Source organism: Thermosynechococcus sp. TG215 (assembly GCF_031583455.1).
In the GTDB taxonomy this organism is placed as follows: Bacteria; Cyanobacteriota; Cyanobacteriia; order Thermosynechococcales; family Thermosynechococcaceae; genus Thermosynechococcus.
This window is the reverse complement of the sequence record NZ_CP134178.1, coordinates 1,060,734-1,078,583: the sequence shown is the minus strand read 5'-3', so window position 1 is coordinate 1,078,583 and position 17,850 is coordinate 1,060,734. Positions and strand designations below refer to the sequence as shown.

Genomic DNA, 17,850 nt, shown 5'->3' with positions numbered 1-17,850 from the left:
TTTGGTCATGCTTAGAGTGGCTAGGTCTCAATCGAGGATAGTCGCACTTTTCCTTGGGGCGTGCGGGGAATTTGGGGCACGGAAATCCATTTCTTGGGGCATTTGTAGGCGCTGCACTGCTGTTTGAGCCATCGGCTGAGTTCCTCAGGGGAGGAGTCTCCCACATAGAGGGCAATGACTTGTTCGCCCCAGAGGGGGTCGGGTGCGCCATAGATATGGATGTCTTGGACAAGGCCACTGTTAAGGAGTAAGGCCTCTAACTCTTCGGGGTAGATATTCTCGCCACCACTGATGATTTTGCGGCTGCTGCGTCCCAAAATGTAGAGGCGATCGCCCCGCCATTCGCCGCGATCGTCCGTTTGGAATATCCCTTCATGGAATAACCCAGGGTAATAGCCAAGGGCAAGGGAGGCGGCCTGAATCTGAATCTCGCCCGTAGGGGTTAAAGCAATCTGGGCATGGGGTAAGACCTGACCACAGGAGCGATCGCCCGCCAAAAATTCCCCCTGCCGTTGGGCACAGATCATGCCAGCAGTTTCTGTCATGCCATAACTGAGACATAGAGGCAAGCGCTGGGTTGCTGCTTCCTCTAATAGTTGCGACCAAGTGGGGCCACCGCCCACGAAAATGCCCCTTAAATCCGCTAGCCATGGCAGAGGGTCTGCAAGCACCTGTTGCAGTTGCCGAGGTACCAGAGACAGCCACAGATCAACATTGGCAGGAGGTGCCGTTTGCCGTAGATCCCGTAGATGGGTACCGAGATAGAGTTCTCCACCACTCCAGAGCGATCGCACCACGGGCATGAGACCACTGACATGGTACAAGGGCAAAATACTCAGACAGTGAATCGCCCCTTGTTGCAAGTGGGTTTGTAGCCCGGCAACAGCTGCCTTGAGGGTGGCGATCGTGTGAATTGCCCAGCGCAACCGCCCTTGAGTGCCGCCAGTGGGAATCAGAATCCAGCCCTGGGGCAATGGTTCTCCAGAACCTTGGGGGTCGAGGGGGGGCACCGTTCCCCAAGCCATGAAATTCTGGGGTAGGATCGCTGCCACCTGCTGCCACTCTTGGGACTGCCAGTGGGGATTGGCCAGTAATAGAGGCGTCCCTGTGGAGAGCGCTGCGAGAAAACCACTGAGAAACGAGAGGGGATCGGGTTCTGCGAGAACGAGGAGAGTGGGTTGTTGCTCTTGGAGTTGCTCTTGATAGTTGGCTAATTGCTCGAGGAGTCTGGCGGTAGCAATGTGCCATTGTCCGTTGTAGGGATACCACAGCCAGTGGGGGGCAATACTCGTAAGGTTTTGTAACAAATTTGTCCTACCCCTCCCTAAACCAATAGGTAAAATCAAAGGATAAAGGAGTGCGTTTAGGAGACAGCAGCCTGACTATTCAACAGATGCAACGGGTAGCTGCAATTGCTGACCCTAGCCTTAAACTAGCATGGACCGCAGCCTATGCCGCCGACGATCGCAAGGGAGTGGATATCTGCCTTTTGGATGTGAGTGGCGTGTCCTACCTCACCGATTACTTTGTGATCATTACGGGACTCTCAAAAACCCAAGTGCGCGCCATTTATCAAGGGATTGAGGAGGCGGCTCTTGAACATTGCCAACGCCAGCCCCAACATATTGAAGGCCAAGCGGAATGTTCATGGGTGCTGATGGACTACGGTGATGTGATTGTCCATGTGCAGTTGCCCAAGGAACGTCAATACTACAACCTTGAGGCCTTTTGGGGTCACGCCCAACGCATTCCCTTTGAGTCACTAGTGACCACCTAGCCGATGCAGCCCTCTTGGTGGCAGTGGATTCTTTTGATCTTGCCACTGGTGGCGATCGCCAGCTTTATCCTCACCGCGGCCTCAATACAAATTCATGCTTGGGGACTGAGTTGGGTCTGGGCAGTAGTCGTGCTGATTCTGCTGCTGTGGCGGTGGGGGGTTGCCCATTGGCTCAAGGGTCAGCCGACAGAGATTGACCCCCGTCCCTTTGATTTGCCAAGAAGCAGTGATTCAGAAACGGATCAACGCGCCCTGAAGATTCTCCAACACACCCTTGAGCAGAGTCGTCAAGACCCACCCCCTTGGGAAAATTGGCCACTCTTTTGGCAGCGGGCACAAACCCTCGTCAGTGAGATTGCCAAGGTCTATTATCCCAATGCTCAGCGTCCTCTGCTGCAAATCTATGTGCCCCAAGCCTACCGCCTCTTGCGGGACACGATTGATGATGTGGATCGCTGGCTGGAAACCCTCAACCCAATTTTGTCGCGGGTAACTCTGGGGCAGGCAGTGCGCGCCTATGAACTTTCACGGCAGGTGGCACCCGTTGCGCGTTGGGGCTTTACGGCTTGGAATTGGGCGCAGTGGCTCCTCAATCCAAGTGTGGCGATTACCAAAACCTTTACCCAACAGCAGCAGCAAAAGGCCAATCAAGCCCTGATTGCTAACTTGGGGCTCACCCTGCGGGAACAGGTGCTCAAGGCCTTGGGACTGCGGGCGATCGCCCTCTACAGTGGCAGCCTCACCCAACTGGAATTACCCACCCCGCGCACAGATACAGGCACATTACAGGACATTTTAGAGCAGAGTCTGCCCCTTGCCCGTGCCGAAACTGAGCCTGTGAACGTCTTTCTCGTGGGTCGCACCGGCGCAGGCAAAAGTAGCCTGATCAATAGTTTATTTGCTGCCCCCACCACCCGTGTTTCCCCCTTGCCCAACACAAACGAGATCCGGCAATACCGTTGGCAGCAGGATTTGACCCTGTGGGATACCCCCGGCTACGAAGATATTCGCGGTGCCGATATTCAAGCTCGCCTGCGGGAATTACTGCCGCGCATGGATGTAGTGCTGCTGCTGACCCCAGCGCTGGATCCTGCCCTTGCCCCGGACATCACCGCCCTGCAATTGATTCGCCAAGAGGTGAGGGACTTGCCGATTGTGGTGGCGGTCACCCAAGTGGATCGGCTACGCCCCCTGCGGGAATGGCATCCCCCCTACGACTGGCAACGGGGTACCCGTCCCAAGGAAGTGAGTATTCGCGAGGCGGTGGCCTATCGCCAAGAACAGTTGGGCACCTATACGCCCCATATTTTGCCGATTGTCAACGGCACTGAAGAACGCATGGCTTGGGGACTCGATGCCCTCAGTGATACCCTTGTGAATTTAATTGCCCCCGCCAAGCAGATCCGCATGGCTCGCTGGCTTAGCGATCGCCAGACACGGCTTCACGCTGCTTCTCGCCTCATTGACACCTATTGCCACCGCATCACCACCAGTCAGGGCATTACCGATTTGCTCAAGCGACCAGTGCTCCAGTTTCTTTCGACCATGCTCACGGGGTCTCCCGCCGCTGCATGGCTCCTCGCCGAACAACTGCCCCTAGAACACCTGCCGGTGATTCTTTGTAAATTGCAACTGGCCTATGAACTCTACACGCTGTTGCAAAATGCCAGCGATTGCATCGAGGTACCAACGCGCCCCTTTGATCTGAAAACCTTGGCTCCCTTGCTGCTACAACGTCGTAGCCCCCTCAATCAAGACACTTGGGCAACGGGACACACCCTCGTAGAGTTTTGGACACAGCCTGAGCCACCTCTGACGCTGATGGCGCGCTATGAGGACTATTGGCAGCGCTTTGGTATGGTTCCAGAAAAATAGACGAAGATAAAGAAAGGATAAAAACTGTTCATCTCCTCACCCGCCATGACCTCCTCCAATGCCTCCTCCCCCATGGATCGTGAATCAGTTTGGCATGCTCTGAGTGCTGATGAAGTCATTAGCCGCCTGGGGAGCGATCGCCAACAGGGACTGAGTTCTGCAGAAGTGCAACGGCGACAAGCCCAATATGGCCGCAATGAACTCGTTGACAATGGCCGCCGCCCGCGCTGGCAGATTTTCATTGATCAGTTTCGCAATGTCATGCTGATCATGCTGCTCGTGGTGGCCTTCATCTCTGGCACATTGGAGATTCTCGAATCCCTCGAAGAAAACACCATCCCCTTCCCCAAGGACGCAACTGCAATTCTGGTGGTGGTTATTCTCAATGCCATTCTAGGCTATGTCCAAGAAGCCCGTGCTGAAGAGGCACTCGCTGCGCTGAAAAGTATGGCGGCGCCCAAGGTGCGTGTCCTGCGCGAGGGCAAGGTCATGGAAATTGATTCCCCTGAACTGGTGGTTGGGGACATTTTCTTTTTGGAAGCGGGGGTCAAAGTAGCTGCCGATGGTCGCCTCCTTGAAGCGGTCAACCTGCAAATCCGCGAGGCAGCACTCACCGGTGAAGCAGAAGCCGCCAGTAAAAATGCTGCGCAAATCTTGCCCCTTGATACGGAACTGGGCGATCGCGCCAATCTAGTCTTTGCGGGCACAGAGGTTAACCAAGGGCGAGGGATCGCCATCGTCACCGCGATCGGCATGGACACTGAACTAGGGAAAATTGCCGCTGCCCTGCAAGGGGTGGAGCAGGAACCCACACCCCTGCAAAAACGGATGACCGAGCTGGGCAATCGCCTAGTCGCCATTGCGTTGGTGCTGGTGAGCATTGTCGTGATTGCTGGGGGTCTCTACGATCCCTCACTGCTGCCGCATCTCATTGAAGTCTCCCTCAGTATGGCGGTGGCCGTGGTTCCCGAAGGCTTGCCCGCCGTGATTACCGTCACCCTTGCATTGGGAACACAACGGATGGTGAAACGCCATGCCCTGATTCGGCGGCTGCCGGCCGTGGAGACACTGGGGAGTGTGACAACGATCTGCTCGGATAAAACGGGTACCCTCACCCAAAACAAAATGGTGGTGCAGGCAGTGGCTACTACCTTCTATCGCGCCAAGGTGAGCGGCAATGGCTATGAACCCAAGGGCGACTTTTACGACGCCAATACCGATGACGCCTCAGCACTGTACGAACGGCACCTACTGCTACTGGCAGGGGCACTGTGTAATGATGCCTTGCTCAAACAACACGCAGCCGAATGGGTGATTCTCGGCGACCCGACCGAAGGCTCTCTCCTGCCCTTGGCCGCTAAAGGGGGGATTGACCTCAAAGCATTGCAGGAAAAGGCGGAGCGGGTCGCGGAGTTTCCCTTTGATGCCGATCGCAAGCGGATGAGTACGTTCTACCGCAGTGAGTCCGTTCCTGCGATTGCCGCCAAGGAACCCTACTGGATGATTACCAAAGGGTCACCCGAACTGACCTTGGAACGCTGTCAATGGCGGCAGGTGGGGCACGACATTCAACCCCTAACACTGGCCGATCGCCAAGAGATTCTCGCCGAAAACGATCGCTTTGCCGCTCAAGGGCTGCGGGTCTTGGGCATTGCCCATCGCTACTGGTCAGCGCTGCCACCAGCGGAGAGTGTAGATACCAGTGAGCAGGATTTGATCTGGTTGGGGCTAGTGGGCATTCTTGATCCCCCGCGTCCAGAGGTACTGGCGGCCGTCGCCACCTGTCGCACTGCTGGGATTCGCCCGATTATGATTACGGGGGATCATCAACTGACGGCACAGGCGATCGCCAGTCAAATTGGTATCTGTCAGTGGGGCGATCAGGCGCTAACCGGTCGAGACCTCGAAAAAATGAGTCCCGCAGAACTGGATGCAGCAACCCTGACCGTCAATGTCTATGCGCGGGTGTCTCCAGAACACAAACTGCGGATTGTGAAATCCTTGCAACGTCACGGTGAAATTGTGGCCATGACCGGTGATGGCGTCAATGATGCCCCTGCCCTCAAACAGGCCGACATTGGCGTAGCCATGGGGATTACGGGGACGGATGTCACCAAGGAAGCCAGCGATATGGTGCTCTTGGATGATAACTTTGCCACCATTGTCGCCGCTACCGAGGAAGGGCGAGTGATCTACAGCAATATTCGTCGCTTTATTAAATACATTCTCGGCTCCAACATTGGTGAGGTGATCACGATTGCCTGCTCACCCCTACTGGGACTAGGAGGTGTGCCTCTAACGCCCTTGCAAATCCTCTGGATGAACTTGGTGACGGATGGTCTGCCTGCCCTTGCCCTTGCTGTTGAGCCGGGGGATCCCGATGTCATGAAGCGTCCTCCGGTTAAACCCAATGAAAGTATTTTTAGCCGTGGCTTGGGTTCCTATATGATTCGTGTCGGTTTGATCTTGGCGATCGTCGGCATCTCCCTGATGGTATGGGCCTACAGCTACACCGCTGAACATCTGGAAGGAGGACTCGATCCAAGACGTTGGACAACCATGGTTTTTACCACCCTCTGTCTCGCTCAAATGGGTCATGCCCTTGCCGCCCGTTCCAGTACACGGCTGACGCTTGAAATGAGCCCCACCTCCAACCTTTTTGTTTGGGGATCAGTCATCCTGACAACGATTCTGCAACTCCTGCTGATCTACGCCTCCCCCTTGCGACGGTTCTTTGGTACCTATCTGCTCTCGGGAACTGAGCTAGCCGTGTGCATCGGCTTTAGCACCCTTGTCTTTGTGTGGGTGGAGCTAGAGAAACTGGTGTTGCGGCTATTCAACAAAGGCCAAGAACTAAAATTATTAGAGTAGTGTCTCTAGGTTGACTCAGGGTTTGGTTGGATGCGCATTCTCCTCGTAGAAGATGATCCAGAGCAACTAGAGCCGCTGAGCACTGCCCTCTCCCACGTGGGGCATCTGGTGGATGGAGTTCAGGAGGGAGAAACAGCCCAATGGCTGATGCAGGAAAAAACCTATGACTTGCTGATTTTGGACTGGATGCTACCGAAAGTCAGTGGCCTCGAACTGTGTAGCCAATACCGTCAACAGGGGAAGAGCACACCCATACTGTTGCTCACCGCCAAAGATACCACTGCTGACAAAGTGATGGGGCTAGATGCGGGTGCCGATGATTATTTGATCAAGCCCGTGGATGTGATGGAACTGTTGGCGCGGGTGCGTGCCCTTGGCCGGCGATCGCCCCAATGGCTAGGCGATCAATTGTATCTGCAAGATTTAGTCTTAGATTTGCCCTCAATGACACTCCAACGGGGCGATCGCACGATCGTGCTCTCCACAAGGGAATACCAGTTTTTGGAGTTTTTTCTGCGTCATCCGGGGCAAGTCATTAGTCGCGAACAACTGGAACTGAACCTTTGGGAGTGGGACAATCAACCAGAAAGTAACGCCGTCAGTACCCAAATTCGCCGCTTGCGCCTGCGCCTAGGGGAGCTGGGGTGTGCCGATTGGCTAGAGACCATCTACGGTATGGGCTACCGCCTACAAGCCAGTTCCTAGAACGATGCTGAAGGGATTATGCCTAAAGGTTCAAGGATGGCAGCGACTGCCCCCCACCCAACGGGGCATTGTCATCATTGCCCTACCTGTGTGCTGTCTCTTGAGTACTGTGGGGGTGTTGATTTGGCTCAGTGCTAGCATTGCGGACTACGAAGGATGGGTGCGCCATACGCAACGGGTGCAGCTTGAGGGACGGGAGCTATTAAATCACCTCATTGATGCTGAAACAGGGGTGCGCGGCTATCATCTCACGCGACAGGTGGGCTTTCTCGAACCGTACTACACTGCTGCCGCCCAATTGCCCTTAACCCTTGAGAATTTAGAGGTACTGATCAGCGATAACCCACACCAGTTAGAGCACTTTCGGCACTTCAAATCCTTAGTAGAAGAAACTTTTCACTTGTTAGCACAGCAACTGGAGGACGCCCCCAACCTTTCTCTAGCAGAGACGGAGCAACGACTCTACTTTTATCGGCAATTGGAGCAAGCAAAACAGGCAATGGATCGTTCCCGTGTTGCTATTAACGCCTTCATGAGCGAAGAAGATCGCCTTTTGGCCGATCGCCAACAACATTTAGAGGCGCTGCGGCAGATCAATACCGTTGTGCTCCTATTGGCGGTGGTGGTGGGGTTGGGCAGTAGTGGTTTAGCAATTCATTGGTTTCGCCAACTCTATCAGGAAGTGGATCTGCGGGGACAGCGTCTTGAGGCCGCCTGCGATCGCCTAGCTCGATTTACGGCCAATGCTTCCCACGAACTGCGAGCACCCATTGCAGCAATTCTCAGCCATGCCCAAGTCGGACTCCTGCTGGCTCGACAAGCCCCTGAGCAGTCCCTACCTCGGCTAGAAAAAGTGGCCACGCTGGCGAAGGCCATGGGACAACTGGTAAATGATTTGCTCTTTCTGGCTCGCTATGAGGGGGTATCTCCCCCAGACTTTGCCACATCCTTTGATTTAGTGCCCTTCATCGAGCAAGTCGTCCAAGAATGGCAGGAAACAGGCACAGCTAGTCATCACTTTTATCTCGAAGTGCCATCGGTTCCTATGTTTATTCAGGGCGATCGCGAGATGCTCAAGCAAGTGATTCTCAATCTGCTCACCAATGCTGATCGCTATACCCCCAAGGGAGGCACGATTACGCTTCGGTTAGAACCGCAGGGAAGCTCAGCAGTGATTCACGTCAGTGATACAGGCATGGGAATTAGTGAAGCGGCCCTGCCCCATATTTTTGATTATTTCTATCGGGATGAGCGGGTGCGACAACAGGGCATTAGCGGTTCAGGGCTAGGACTAGCGATTGTGCGCCAAATCGTCCATCTTCACCGGGGCAGCATCACAGTTCACAGCCAAGAGAATCAAGGTTCTACCTTTACCGTCAGATTGCCCCTTGCTCCCTAGGATAGGCTGTCACTTTTACGTCACTTTCACTTGATATTCTCAAGCTGGATCTGGCACAAACCACTGCTCCAAGCGCCAGATCTGCTTACTCAAGTTGAATTGGAGGATAGGATGATGACTCTACGATGGCAACCTCTTGTGGCAACCACTGTTGCAGCAATTCTCCTACCGCTGACGATCGCTCCAGCCGCAATGGCACGTCCCGGCTCTCCTTCATCTAGCTCTGTGGAACGGGAGGCGCGGAGTGCGTTTCGAGACCTCGCCAAAGCGCAATATGAAGGGATGCGGGCAAAGTCCATGAGTGGGGTAGATGCCAGTCTCTTGAGCTTGGGCGATCGCCTACTGGCCTCAGCCCAGCAACTTCAGCAAAGCGGCAACTACTTCCAAGCCAAGGAAACGGCCAAAGCAGCCACCCGTATTTATGAAGCTGCTCGCAACCTCGGTGAGGCTCGCACGGGTCAAGCGGATCTCTCCCGCAGTTACTTTGATGCGCCTTTTCAAGTGAGTCGTGAGTTGACCCGCACCGAAGCAGAAATGGCCTACTTTCGTGGGGGCAATTCCACCGTGCGCGATCTGTTTAGCCGTGCTCAGCAGTTAGCTCAACCTGCCAGCTTGACAGCAGCTGCACCCACCACCGCCAATGTTGCCAGCTTAGCCACCAATCGAGCCGCAGTACAACTCTTGAAGGCCAGTCGCCACCTGATGCGAGCGGAACGCGGTTTCTAAAAGCCCATGACCTTGGCTACGGTTTGCTCAGTGGGTTCAATGTGGCGGTGGAAGCGATCGCTCTGTTGCTTGAGCGCTGTTTCTGGATCCTTGAGACCATTGCCCGTCAGTACACAAACCACCGTGGCACCACTGGGCACCTGATCGGCCAATTTCAAGAGACCCGCCACAGAAGCCGCACTAGCAGGTTCACAGAAAATGCCTTCCTCGGAGGCCAGCAGGCAATAGGCATTGAGGATCTCCTCATCGGTGACGGCCTCAAAGGTTCCTTGACTGGCTTCTTTGACAGCGATCGCCCGTTGCCAGTTGGCAGGATTACCAATACGAATGGCCGTCGCAATCGTTTCCGGATGGGTGACAATCTCACCCTTGACAAGGGGGGCAGATCCCGCTGCTTGAAAGCCCATCATGCGCGGCAGGCGATCGCAACGATTTTGCTCACGATACTGGCAAAAGCCCATCCAATAAGCGGTAATGTTTCCTGCATTACCCATAGGGATACACAGCCAATCGGGGGCATTGCCCAAGCTATCCACCACCTCAAAGGCGGCGGTTTTCTGTCCTTCTAGCCGATAGGGATTGACGGAATTGACCAGCGTCACGGGGTAGGTTTCGGCCATTAGGCGCACAATCTCTAGGGCTTTATCAAAGTTGCCCTCAATGGCAATGACTTCGGCACCATACAGGAGGGCTTGGGCGAGTTTCCCTTGGGCAACATAGCCTTCGGGCACCAAGACATAGGCGCGCAGTCCCGCTCGGCGGGCATAGGCGGCAGCAGCGGCTGAGGTATTGCCTGTGCTGGCACAGATCACGGCTTCGGCTCCCGCTTCCTTGGCCTTGGAAATGGCCATCGTCATGCCGCGATCTTTGAAGCTCCCCGTCGGGTTGAGGCCATCATACTTGACATAAACCGAGACATTGCGGCCAATCCGTGCAGCAATTTGAGGCACGGGAATCAGTGGTGTATTGCCTTCATAGAGCGTAACTACTGGGGTGCGATCGCTCACGGGCAAAAAGTCACGGTAGGCGTGAATCAGGCCATGCCAAGCAGGACGGATGGGGGGAGCAGAGAGTGTTACAGGCACAGGTACGCAGTCAAGAAATATGAATAAATTTGAGGCTGAGGATAGAGCGCAGCCACACAGTACGATAATTTTAGCGATCAGGGGTTGCACTTGCCAATTGCCGCCCTAGGGGAGAGCTACACAATGCGCTTAATTTTGATCCGCCATGGTGAGGCTGTGGGTAATGCCTCAGGTGTCATGTTAGGACGGCAAGATGTGCCCCTCACAGAACGGGGACGGCAGCAAGCCCTTGCCCTGCGGGAAAAACTCCCACCGCCGAATGCCATTTACACGAGTCCACTGCAACGCTGCCACGATACGGCGATGCTCATGAATCCTCGTCCTGACCTAAAGGTTCAAGAGTTGGCGGAGTTAATTGAAATTGATCAGGGCATTTTCACAGGACTCACGTGGGCGCAGGCGCAGGCGCAGCATCCCGATCTCTGTGAAGAACTTGAAGAGAGTGACTACCTGATTCCCGTACCAGAGGCAGAGTCAATGGCCATGGCTTGGCAGCGGGCAAAACAGGCCTGGAAACAACTCCGACGCCACAGGGATGAGGACTGCGTTTGGTGTATTAGTCATGGCGGCTTTTTGCAGTGCCTGATTAGCGTTGTTCTGGGGAGCGATCGCCTGTGGGGGATGGAAATTCCCCCCGCTGCTTGGTTTGACTTTTCAGTACGAGTGGATTTAGATGGCCGCTTTGAGGCAGAAAATATCCGCTGGTGGCGCATCAATGCCTTTAATCAGTGCTCCTAGACGGCCAGCTCAGGTTAAGGTTGTTAACAAACCGCAATTTGCTCGATTGGCATCAAGATCTGCGAGCGGCGGAGGGTCGCGATCTTGGGGTTGGCACAGTTAGCTGCGGAATCCTGACCCAGCAATGGTCTTCAAATTCGTTGCCTAAGCGAAAGCGTTGAAAGGTTCCTTGGCTGCTCTGACGATCGATCCAGATGGGCAGGCTAATGAGACCTCGATTGTCTTTAATGAGCCAGCGGATCGAGCCATCGTTGTCCCGATAGGGGCGTACACCATTGACCAGTGCCCACGACTCCCCCAAACTCAGGCCACCAAAGCGGGAAATTTGCTGGGGTGTGGTGAGGGCGATCGCCAGCCGATCAACCAGCTTCAGTGGTGCATTTTCCTCACTCGAATCAACTTTGACAACCACTTGCACATCTGTGAGCAGTTCATGGTGATTCGGCTTGGAGAATTTACTCGTGGAATAGGTGCCGAGGCGATTCTTACTGAACTTGTGATGCCGCTGTTTGCGTAAAATTCGCGAAATGGGCGGGTCAGCACCAACGATACCAATGGCCAGTTTGACACCCCAATGTTGATCCAAATTCTCTTCACCGATCAGGGAAAGGAGCATGCCATAGATCGTGGAGGGGGGTGGATAGCGGTAGGTCTCCTTAAAGTCACGGGCAAAGCTGCGGGGAAAACTGGTACAGGGACAATCAATGTAAAGTTGCATTAGACAGGCACCTCAAGCTTGAGTTGTTGCTTTAATTGTTCTTTGGCGTGGGCGATCGCTTCTTTGACCCCGCGATAGACCTGAACCCCTAACGCCTTTAACTGCTGACCATAGGGGGTATCGGCAATCTCACCGCCAACGATTAGCTCATCAGCCTTCACATCCCCCACTTCCACTAGTCGCACTAGCCGCGGGCAGCCCACCGATTCGCCAATGCGCTTAAACACGTCCATAATCCAAGGACTCGGATCATCGGTTATCCGAAGCACAATGGACTCTGGACGAAAGTCGTACAAAAAGCGGGCATGGTTACCGCCCACATGACGGACAGCGCCAATAGCATCCAAGGCGAGTAGTGCCCGTTCCGGTTTCTTAAGACTTTCTGGCGTGAGGGCGATCGTGTACTGATAGGCAGTGCAGTGCACCTCTGTACTGTGAATCGAGGTTTTGCCCTTTTCCCCCCCTTTCGAGCCAAAGGCAATATCCCCCCAATAGGGATCCAGACTCATAGCGCGACTAATTTCTAGGGCACCCCGCCGTTTGGTCGTGGCATCTTCATTATCCTTCCCCTTTTTGGCGTCCATGTAGCCAAACAAGTCATCATCAATATATTTCTCAGCACTGAACTTTTCATCTTTGAAGCTATATCGATCGGTTTCAGGGTTAAATGTACGGTTGGTCTCTTTTTCGTAATGGTTTTGAAAATACTCCCGCAATCCCCAACGGATCGCTTCTGCACTCACAGTAGTGTATTGATCATTGCCACGGGTAATTTTTTGCAAAGTTGAGAGGGTGCTGCCATCCCCTTCCCCGCGGTTGTTGGCTGCGACAGCAGTGGTCGTTACAATTGTTGCAAAAAGATGTTTCGTCATTGTTATTTCTCCTGAATTAGAGACAGAAACTATTCATCGGCGAAGGAAAACATTTCATCTTCTGTGACATCCCCTTCAGCCATTGATTCCAAGGGGATATCGACACCGTTGAGAGAGTCTCCTCTCTTACTGCGGTAGGTAGCGATCGCCAGCAGTACCAGATCTCTTGCTCGCCGCCAGTTTTCCTCACGGTGAATCCAGTGAACAATTTGCGGGCCCTTATCGCGAGCGGCCTTGCTGCGAAACTGGCTTAGGAAATCCACCAATGCAGTAGCAAATTCCTGTTGCGTACTCGGACGTTGGAATCGGTAGATGACCTTATCGGTCACTTGCCCATAGTCTAAGTTGCGACCTTGCTTTTGAGCCTGTTTGAATTGCCCAGACAGGTATACGCTAAAGGCACCTTGGACCACCTCAAACAGCACTCGCTCATCAGGATTCAAGTATTCAGTCATTTTTACCAACCCTTCACGTTCATAGGCCTTATTACGTTTGTAAAACTCAAAGAAACCTGCATACCAAGGCTGACCTCCAATTAAATTGTCACAAATCCAAGGCAGTGCTTTAGAAAGAGCTAACCAAGTTTCACCATTCTCCTTTTGTCGCACGTGCGCAGGAAAAACTTGGCGAGCGACTTCATACAATTCGAGGACTTCATCCGTAACCTCTACGCGATACACCGCCTGTTTCAGGTAAGCTTGCTGGGCATCCCAGACTTGCTTCCCCAACTGGTAAACCTCGCAGTAGTGCCCGCCAAACTGCTGACTCTCTTCTATCGCCTTCTCTTGCAGTAGAAAGTGCAAAGCAGATTCACCAGCGCCACTGCTACGAAAGTCTCGATAGGTGCACCCCGACATCGCCCGACGGCGCTTAACCCAGTGCTTTAGATTTTGAACTTCAGGAATCACCAGTGCTGAGCGGGCAGAGAGCTTGCCACCAACAGTTTGGGGAGGAAGTTGGTAGTAGCCACAGGCAAGGGGCAAAAAAAGCAACGCCAGAAAGCCCTGCGGCGATTCTTGATAGGGACCATTGACAAAACATTCCACCAGTCCGGGCAGATGGTTTCCCTTCAGGGGAATTTCTTTTTTGAAGGCTCCCTTATTGTTAAAGGCTTCCTTGAAGTCGCTGGTGTAATAACAGCTCTCTAGGGGCTTCACCTCAATCGAGATCTCTGGTTGATCCGGCTCAATTAAGAACGTGCAAGTGACAGAAGTGTTGCTGAGTTTGCGCTGCGTATTGTGCTGGAGGAATGTGGTGAGTACCCCTTGGGTAAACGTGTATTGCCCCTGTGCATCAAGCTTGAGGGCAGGAACCTCTAGATAGCCTTGGTGATTAATCTGATAGGTTTGCTTTAGCAGCCATGTCACAACCTTTTGATCACTGTCTTTCCATGTCAACTCAACTGCTTCATCAGTAATGTTCCACGCCAATGGAGCATCATTGCGTTGGTTCTCCAGTTCAGATAAGGCTAGAGCCAATCCTGCAACCCCTGCGCGATGGGGGAGGAGGAAATTAGGGTCAAAAAGGGACAGGGTAAACTGACTCAAAGCTCACTCACCTCCTACTTAGGTTCAACAGCACCCAGTTCTGGGCAATAGCGCCACTGCTCTCTAGGGGCAATGAGATAACCGCTCTTATGGCGCTGCCAACCTTTGATGTTCTTAGTAGGGAGGGGAAGGGTGTAGCGCGGCAATTCACTCGACTTCAGTGGGGCAATTTTTTCCAGCTCTTGTTCGAGGAGTGCAGTAATGGTATAGCCTGCTTCACGCAAGGGAGCAGAGTAGGTTTGCCAGCGACCGTCTAGCCAGATGCAGTGCTCCTTTGGCTTGGTGTTAATATTCACTTGCTTGAGCCAGTCTGACAGTTGCCTTTGACTCACATCTTGTTTTTTGAAGGCGCGTGCCAGTGCCCAGCCTGCCTCTAAGTCCCCTTGCTTATAGGGAAAACCAACGTTTTCGTCAGGGTAAAAGAGAGCATCACAGGAATGACCACAGTATTGGCGATTTAGTCGCCCCAATCGCTGAATTAGCCCTGCGGGATCCGCCACTTGAGTCACAAGGAGGGTTGCAGATAGATCCAAAGACATTTCTGCCACTTGGGTCGTAATTGCTAGAACAGCTTGATCTTGCTGGAAAGCCTCCACCACGGCACGATGGTGTTTCACCCGATCTTCATAGCGAAAGCGACTGTGATAAAGGAGAGGCGTCAAGCCCCTCTTTTTTGCCTCTTGGTAGATGGCGATCGCTGTATCGACCTGATTGCAAACCCACAGAACTCTACCGCCCTGGTCAAGTTCTTGCTGAACCCGCTCCCAATCTGGCTGTGCTAGCTCATGGAAACGATAGCGGGGCAGGTCTTCTAGCGTTTGAGGGCCTTGAATTATTGCAATTTCCTCTGCCACTGCCTGCTGAATCGCCGCCACCTGCGCCGGTAGAAATGAGGCAGACATCAGCAAAATCGGCGCTTTAACAACCTTGAGAAATCGCAGTAAGGCACCAAAGAGAGCATCGTCATAGCAATGAACTTCATCAAAGACGAAAGCAGCCTTGGCAAGAGCTGGAAAGCAGTACAGGGGACGGCGATGACATTGCAGGAGTCCCAAAACGGTATCCACAGTGCAAACATTAACCTTTGCCCCCCACGCCTTGAAGGCTTCTAATTTCTGAGCGGCCTCATTAACCGCTCCATCGCCATTGTCTTCTTCTTCTCCTGTGCAAGCCAACTCCAAATCAATAGCCGACCGAGAGTGCAACAGCTCTGACTCTACTTGGTGATGAACATAGCCCAGAAAGCCCTCGGTGCTAGTGCCCGTTGTTGGATAACAAAAGAACAACTTGCGTTCAATGCCATGGCGTTGTGCCCAGCAATAGGCACCAAGGGTTTTCCCTGTACCGCAACCTGCCCGTGCCAATGTTACCCGTTTCGACTTGTCTTTAAGATCAATCTGAAATGGGCGCAGTGGATATTCCCCCCGACGCGCATCAATGACCTTTTGTAAATCAGCTTCCGTGAGGGTATTCTCTAGCTCTGATCGAATCCACTCCTGAATATTCGTTGAAACCTGCGCCGAGGCAGAACCAATGGCATCTGCTGCAATCAGTAGCGCTTTAACAACGGCAAGAAACGCTAGATCTGGTTCCCATTCGATGAAAGCATTCAAGACTTCGTCACGCTTATCTTTGATTGTTTTAATATCCCATCGCGATGAGAACGCAAAAGGAGGAATGATTTGAGGCAGCCCTAGGGTTCTCACCCCATAGCGAAGCAGCTTGTGGAAGGAAGGATGATGGACATACCAGTACAGGTAAGGGTCGCCACTGCCCTCGCGGATCTCCCCCAGTGCACCGGTGTTTCGCCCCTGCTGACCGCCTAATTTGAGGTGATGTCCTCCTGCTGCGGCGATCGCTGTCATCAAGTCAGCATTGGGGCATTGGCCAAGCCAGTTTCGGAACTCCCACGCCAGCAAGACAGACCCCACTTCATGACGGATTAGTTGTGGGTATTGCAAGGGGTTCTGTTGAGGCTGCACAGATGGAGTTGAACCCCTGAGGGAGTACCTTACCACCCCTTGAAATTGGTGATTGGCCTTGCCCCAGTCGTGTAAATAGGCTGCCAGCCGTGCCGTTGCCCTCAGGGTGTTAAATTCACAGGTTAGCCCAAATTGCTCGATCAGGCGATCGCCCAAGCAATCCACGAGGCTGGTGACTGATTTCACAACAGCGGCAGTATGACCCACAAGATGGTAAGCTCCTTGCCAATCTGCTGCTCCCGGAACCGAAGATTTGGCTAATAAGATATCAGGTTCCAGTTTTGGTGGTGTAGAACTAGGCGGCATCTGGTTCCTCCTTGACCGGGTAAAACCAGCCGCAGCCAAAATGTTGTCGTCCACCCAATCCATGCCACTGCAACTTTAGAGAATCTTCAGGAGTTAAATTTTCGACAATCACGCGGTAGCCCACTACCTTCCTGCCTTTTACTTGAATCGTGCGCCGTGCTAAGTCGCCATTGGCGTCAGAGGGAATAAAGGCTCTGCCCTGAATGCCTAAATGAGTTAGGCCTTTTTGACAAGATTGCAAAAAATAGCAGGGCACTTCTAGGTGATCAATTGCTTCTAATTTGAAAGTGACTAGGCGAGCTGCGAGGGTTCCTGAAGGCTCTGGCAATGTAATTCGAGGTTGCACAAGGCGAATCAGATGCCCCTGAATATCCAACACTTGGTTCTGGAAAAAGCGATACCACGTCTGCACTTGATCTGTAGGACAGCGAAGGCGAAAGCGTGAAGCACGATTTAGATAAATCATTCCCTCACCGTTAGGAATCCCAGCAATACTGCTAAGGCGAAGATCACTTGGTATATCTGAAGGTAGATCTGGCCGCCCCAATTGTTGCAACTGTTTTTTAATAGCAGAGTACAATGCATAGCCATGATCTGCTGGCAGTGTTCTTCCACGCAAGCTGTAATGGATTTCAAGAAAGTGATTGTGGCTAGTCATAACGCTATCTTATTATCCCCGCCTAATCTGAATGCTTTCCCTCAACTATGGGTCTCTGGAGCACTGCCAAGGGTAGCCACTGTCTAGTTTCAAGAATCATGCTAATGGATGGCTTATAGTTGTCAACTTACAAAAATTTTAACTTCTACTGTAGGTAACCACAAGGAGCAAAAAAGCTTTTGGATACAAATTTTTATTTTTATTCAAGAAAGTTAACCAACCACTGGGCTAGCCCACAGCGCTAGGAGTAGAGGCACTATTAATCTTGTCCACAACGTCCTCTGGCAAAAGTGCTCAACGCCTTACGGCATCAAAGGTAGAGGCACAATAAATATCCTCCCACCACATCTTTAAGATTCTTAGTGCTCAACGCCTTACGGCATCAAAGGTAGAGGCACCAGATGCATTGGAAATATCTTGCGACTGACCTTGATGTGCTCAACGCCTTACGGCATCAAAGGTAGAGGCACATCAAAGTAGTTTCTGATGTAGATGTTGAGTTGTGCTCAACGCCTTACGGCATCAAAGGTAGAGGCACATCAAAGTAGTTTCTGATGTAGATGTTGAGTTGTGCTCAACGCCTTACGGCAT

14 protein-coding genes and 1 CRISPR repeat array (1 of these 15 cut by a window edge) are annotated in these 17,850 nt (G+C 52.9%); of the genes, 7 read left to right on the top strand and 7 right to left on the bottom strand.

Annotated elements, in window-relative coordinates; all coding sequences use genetic code 11:
* Positions 1-20 precede the first annotated feature (20 nt).
* Positions 21-1,307: an AMP-binding protein gene (locus RHJ02_RS05030; protein WP_206201340.1), complete on the bottom strand. Its 1,287-nt coding sequence runs from the start codon at positions 1,305-1,307 to the stop codon at positions 21-23.
* A gap of 86 nt (positions 1,308-1,393) precedes the next feature.
* Here RHJ02_RS05030 and rsfS point away from each other — a divergent pair, with 86 nt between their 5' ends.
* From rsfS to RHJ02_RS05000, 6 genes are all read left to right on the top strand, one after another.
* Positions 1,394-1,777 (top strand): ribosome silencing factor, encoded by a 384-nt coding sequence (gene rsfS / locus RHJ02_RS05025; RefSeq protein WP_225901661.1) that lies wholly within the window; start codon positions 1,394-1,396, stop codon positions 1,775-1,777.
* A 3-nt stretch (positions 1,778-1,780) separates the two neighbouring features.
* Complete coding sequence (locus RHJ02_RS05020; protein WP_310800527.1) at positions 1,781-3,652, top strand: GTPase; 1,872 nt, start codon at positions 1,781-1,783, stop codon at positions 3,650-3,652.
* A gap of 45 nt (positions 3,653-3,697) precedes the next feature.
* A complete protein-coding gene (locus RHJ02_RS05015; RefSeq protein ID WP_310800526.1) occupies positions 3,698-6,523 on the top strand; it encodes a cation-translocating P-type ATPase in 2,826 nt (941 codons plus the stop codon).
* Between the two features lie 30 nt (positions 6,524-6,553).
* Complete coding sequence (gene rppA / locus RHJ02_RS05010; protein WP_149817808.1) at positions 6,554-7,228, top strand: two-component system response regulator RppA; 675 nt, start codon at positions 6,554-6,556, stop codon at positions 7,226-7,228.
* 4 nt (positions 7,229-7,232) lie between these two features.
* Positions 7,233-8,627 carry an ATP-binding protein gene (locus tag RHJ02_RS05005; protein ID WP_206201336.1) on the top strand — a complete coding sequence of 465 codons (1,395 nt, stop codon included), beginning with the start codon at positions 7,233-7,235 and terminating at the stop codon, positions 8,625-8,627.
* 111 nt (positions 8,628-8,738) lie between these two features.
* Positions 8,739-9,353, top strand: a complete 615-nt coding sequence (locus tag RHJ02_RS05000) for a hypothetical protein (RefSeq protein WP_206201335.1) — start codon at positions 8,739-8,741, stop codon at positions 9,351-9,353.
* On the opposite strand, the gene thrC is transcribed toward RHJ02_RS05000, so the two are convergent.
* A complete protein-coding gene (thrC, locus tag RHJ02_RS04995; RefSeq protein WP_206201334.1) occupies positions 9,350-10,438 on the bottom strand; it encodes a threonine synthase in 1,089 nt (362 codons plus the stop codon). The two genes, RHJ02_RS05000 and thrC, sit on opposite strands and share 4 nt — an antisense overlap.
* Before the next feature lie 123 nt (positions 10,439-10,561).
* On the opposite strand from thrC, the gene RHJ02_RS04990 reads away from it, so the two are divergent.
* Positions 10,562-11,176: a histidine phosphatase family protein gene (locus RHJ02_RS04990; protein ID WP_310800525.1), complete on the top strand. Its 615-nt coding sequence runs from the start codon at positions 10,562-10,564 to the stop codon at positions 11,174-11,176.
* A 52-nt stretch (positions 11,177-11,228) separates the two neighbouring features.
* Here the strand turns inward: RHJ02_RS04990 and cas5 are convergent, their stop codons facing one another.
* From cas5 to cas6, 5 genes are all read right to left on the bottom strand, one after another.
* The gene (gene cas5 / locus RHJ02_RS04985; protein WP_302676603.1) at positions 11,229-11,894 is read right to left on the bottom strand and encodes a CRISPR-associated protein Cas5; all 666 of its coding nucleotides are present in this window, start codon (positions 11,892-11,894) and stop codon (positions 11,229-11,231) included.
* Complete coding sequence (cas7i, locus tag RHJ02_RS04980) at positions 11,894-12,766, bottom strand: type I-B CRISPR-associated protein Cas7/Cst2/DevR (protein WP_206201331.1); 873 nt, start codon at positions 12,764-12,766, stop codon at positions 11,894-11,896. The genes cas5 and cas7i overlap by 1 nt, the downstream gene beginning before the upstream one ends.
* Before the next feature lie 29 nt (positions 12,767-12,795).
* Positions 12,796-14,313, bottom strand: a complete 1,518-nt coding sequence (gene cas8a1, locus RHJ02_RS04975) for a type I-MYXAN CRISPR-associated Cas8a1/Cmx1 (RefSeq protein ID WP_310743476.1) — start codon at positions 14,311-14,313, stop codon at positions 12,796-12,798.
* A gap of 14 nt (positions 14,314-14,327) precedes the next feature.
* Positions 14,328-16,502 carry a CRISPR-associated helicase Cas3' gene (cas3, locus tag RHJ02_RS04970; protein ID WP_310800524.1) on the bottom strand — a complete coding sequence of 725 codons (2,175 nt, stop codon included), beginning with the start codon at positions 16,500-16,502 and terminating at the stop codon, positions 14,328-14,330.
* An 88-nt stretch (positions 16,503-16,590) separates the two neighbouring features.
* Entirely contained in the window at positions 16,591-17,259 is a 669-nt protein-coding gene (gene cas6 / locus RHJ02_RS04965; RefSeq protein WP_310800523.1) for a type I-MYXAN CRISPR-associated protein Cas6/Cmx6, read from the bottom strand.
* 290 nt (positions 17,260-17,549) lie between these two features.
* A CRISPR array of direct repeats spans positions 17,550-17,850; the repeat unit is 36 nt; unit sequence GTGCTCAACGCCTTACGGCATCAAAGGTAGAGGCAC (it continues 4,341 nt past the right edge of the window).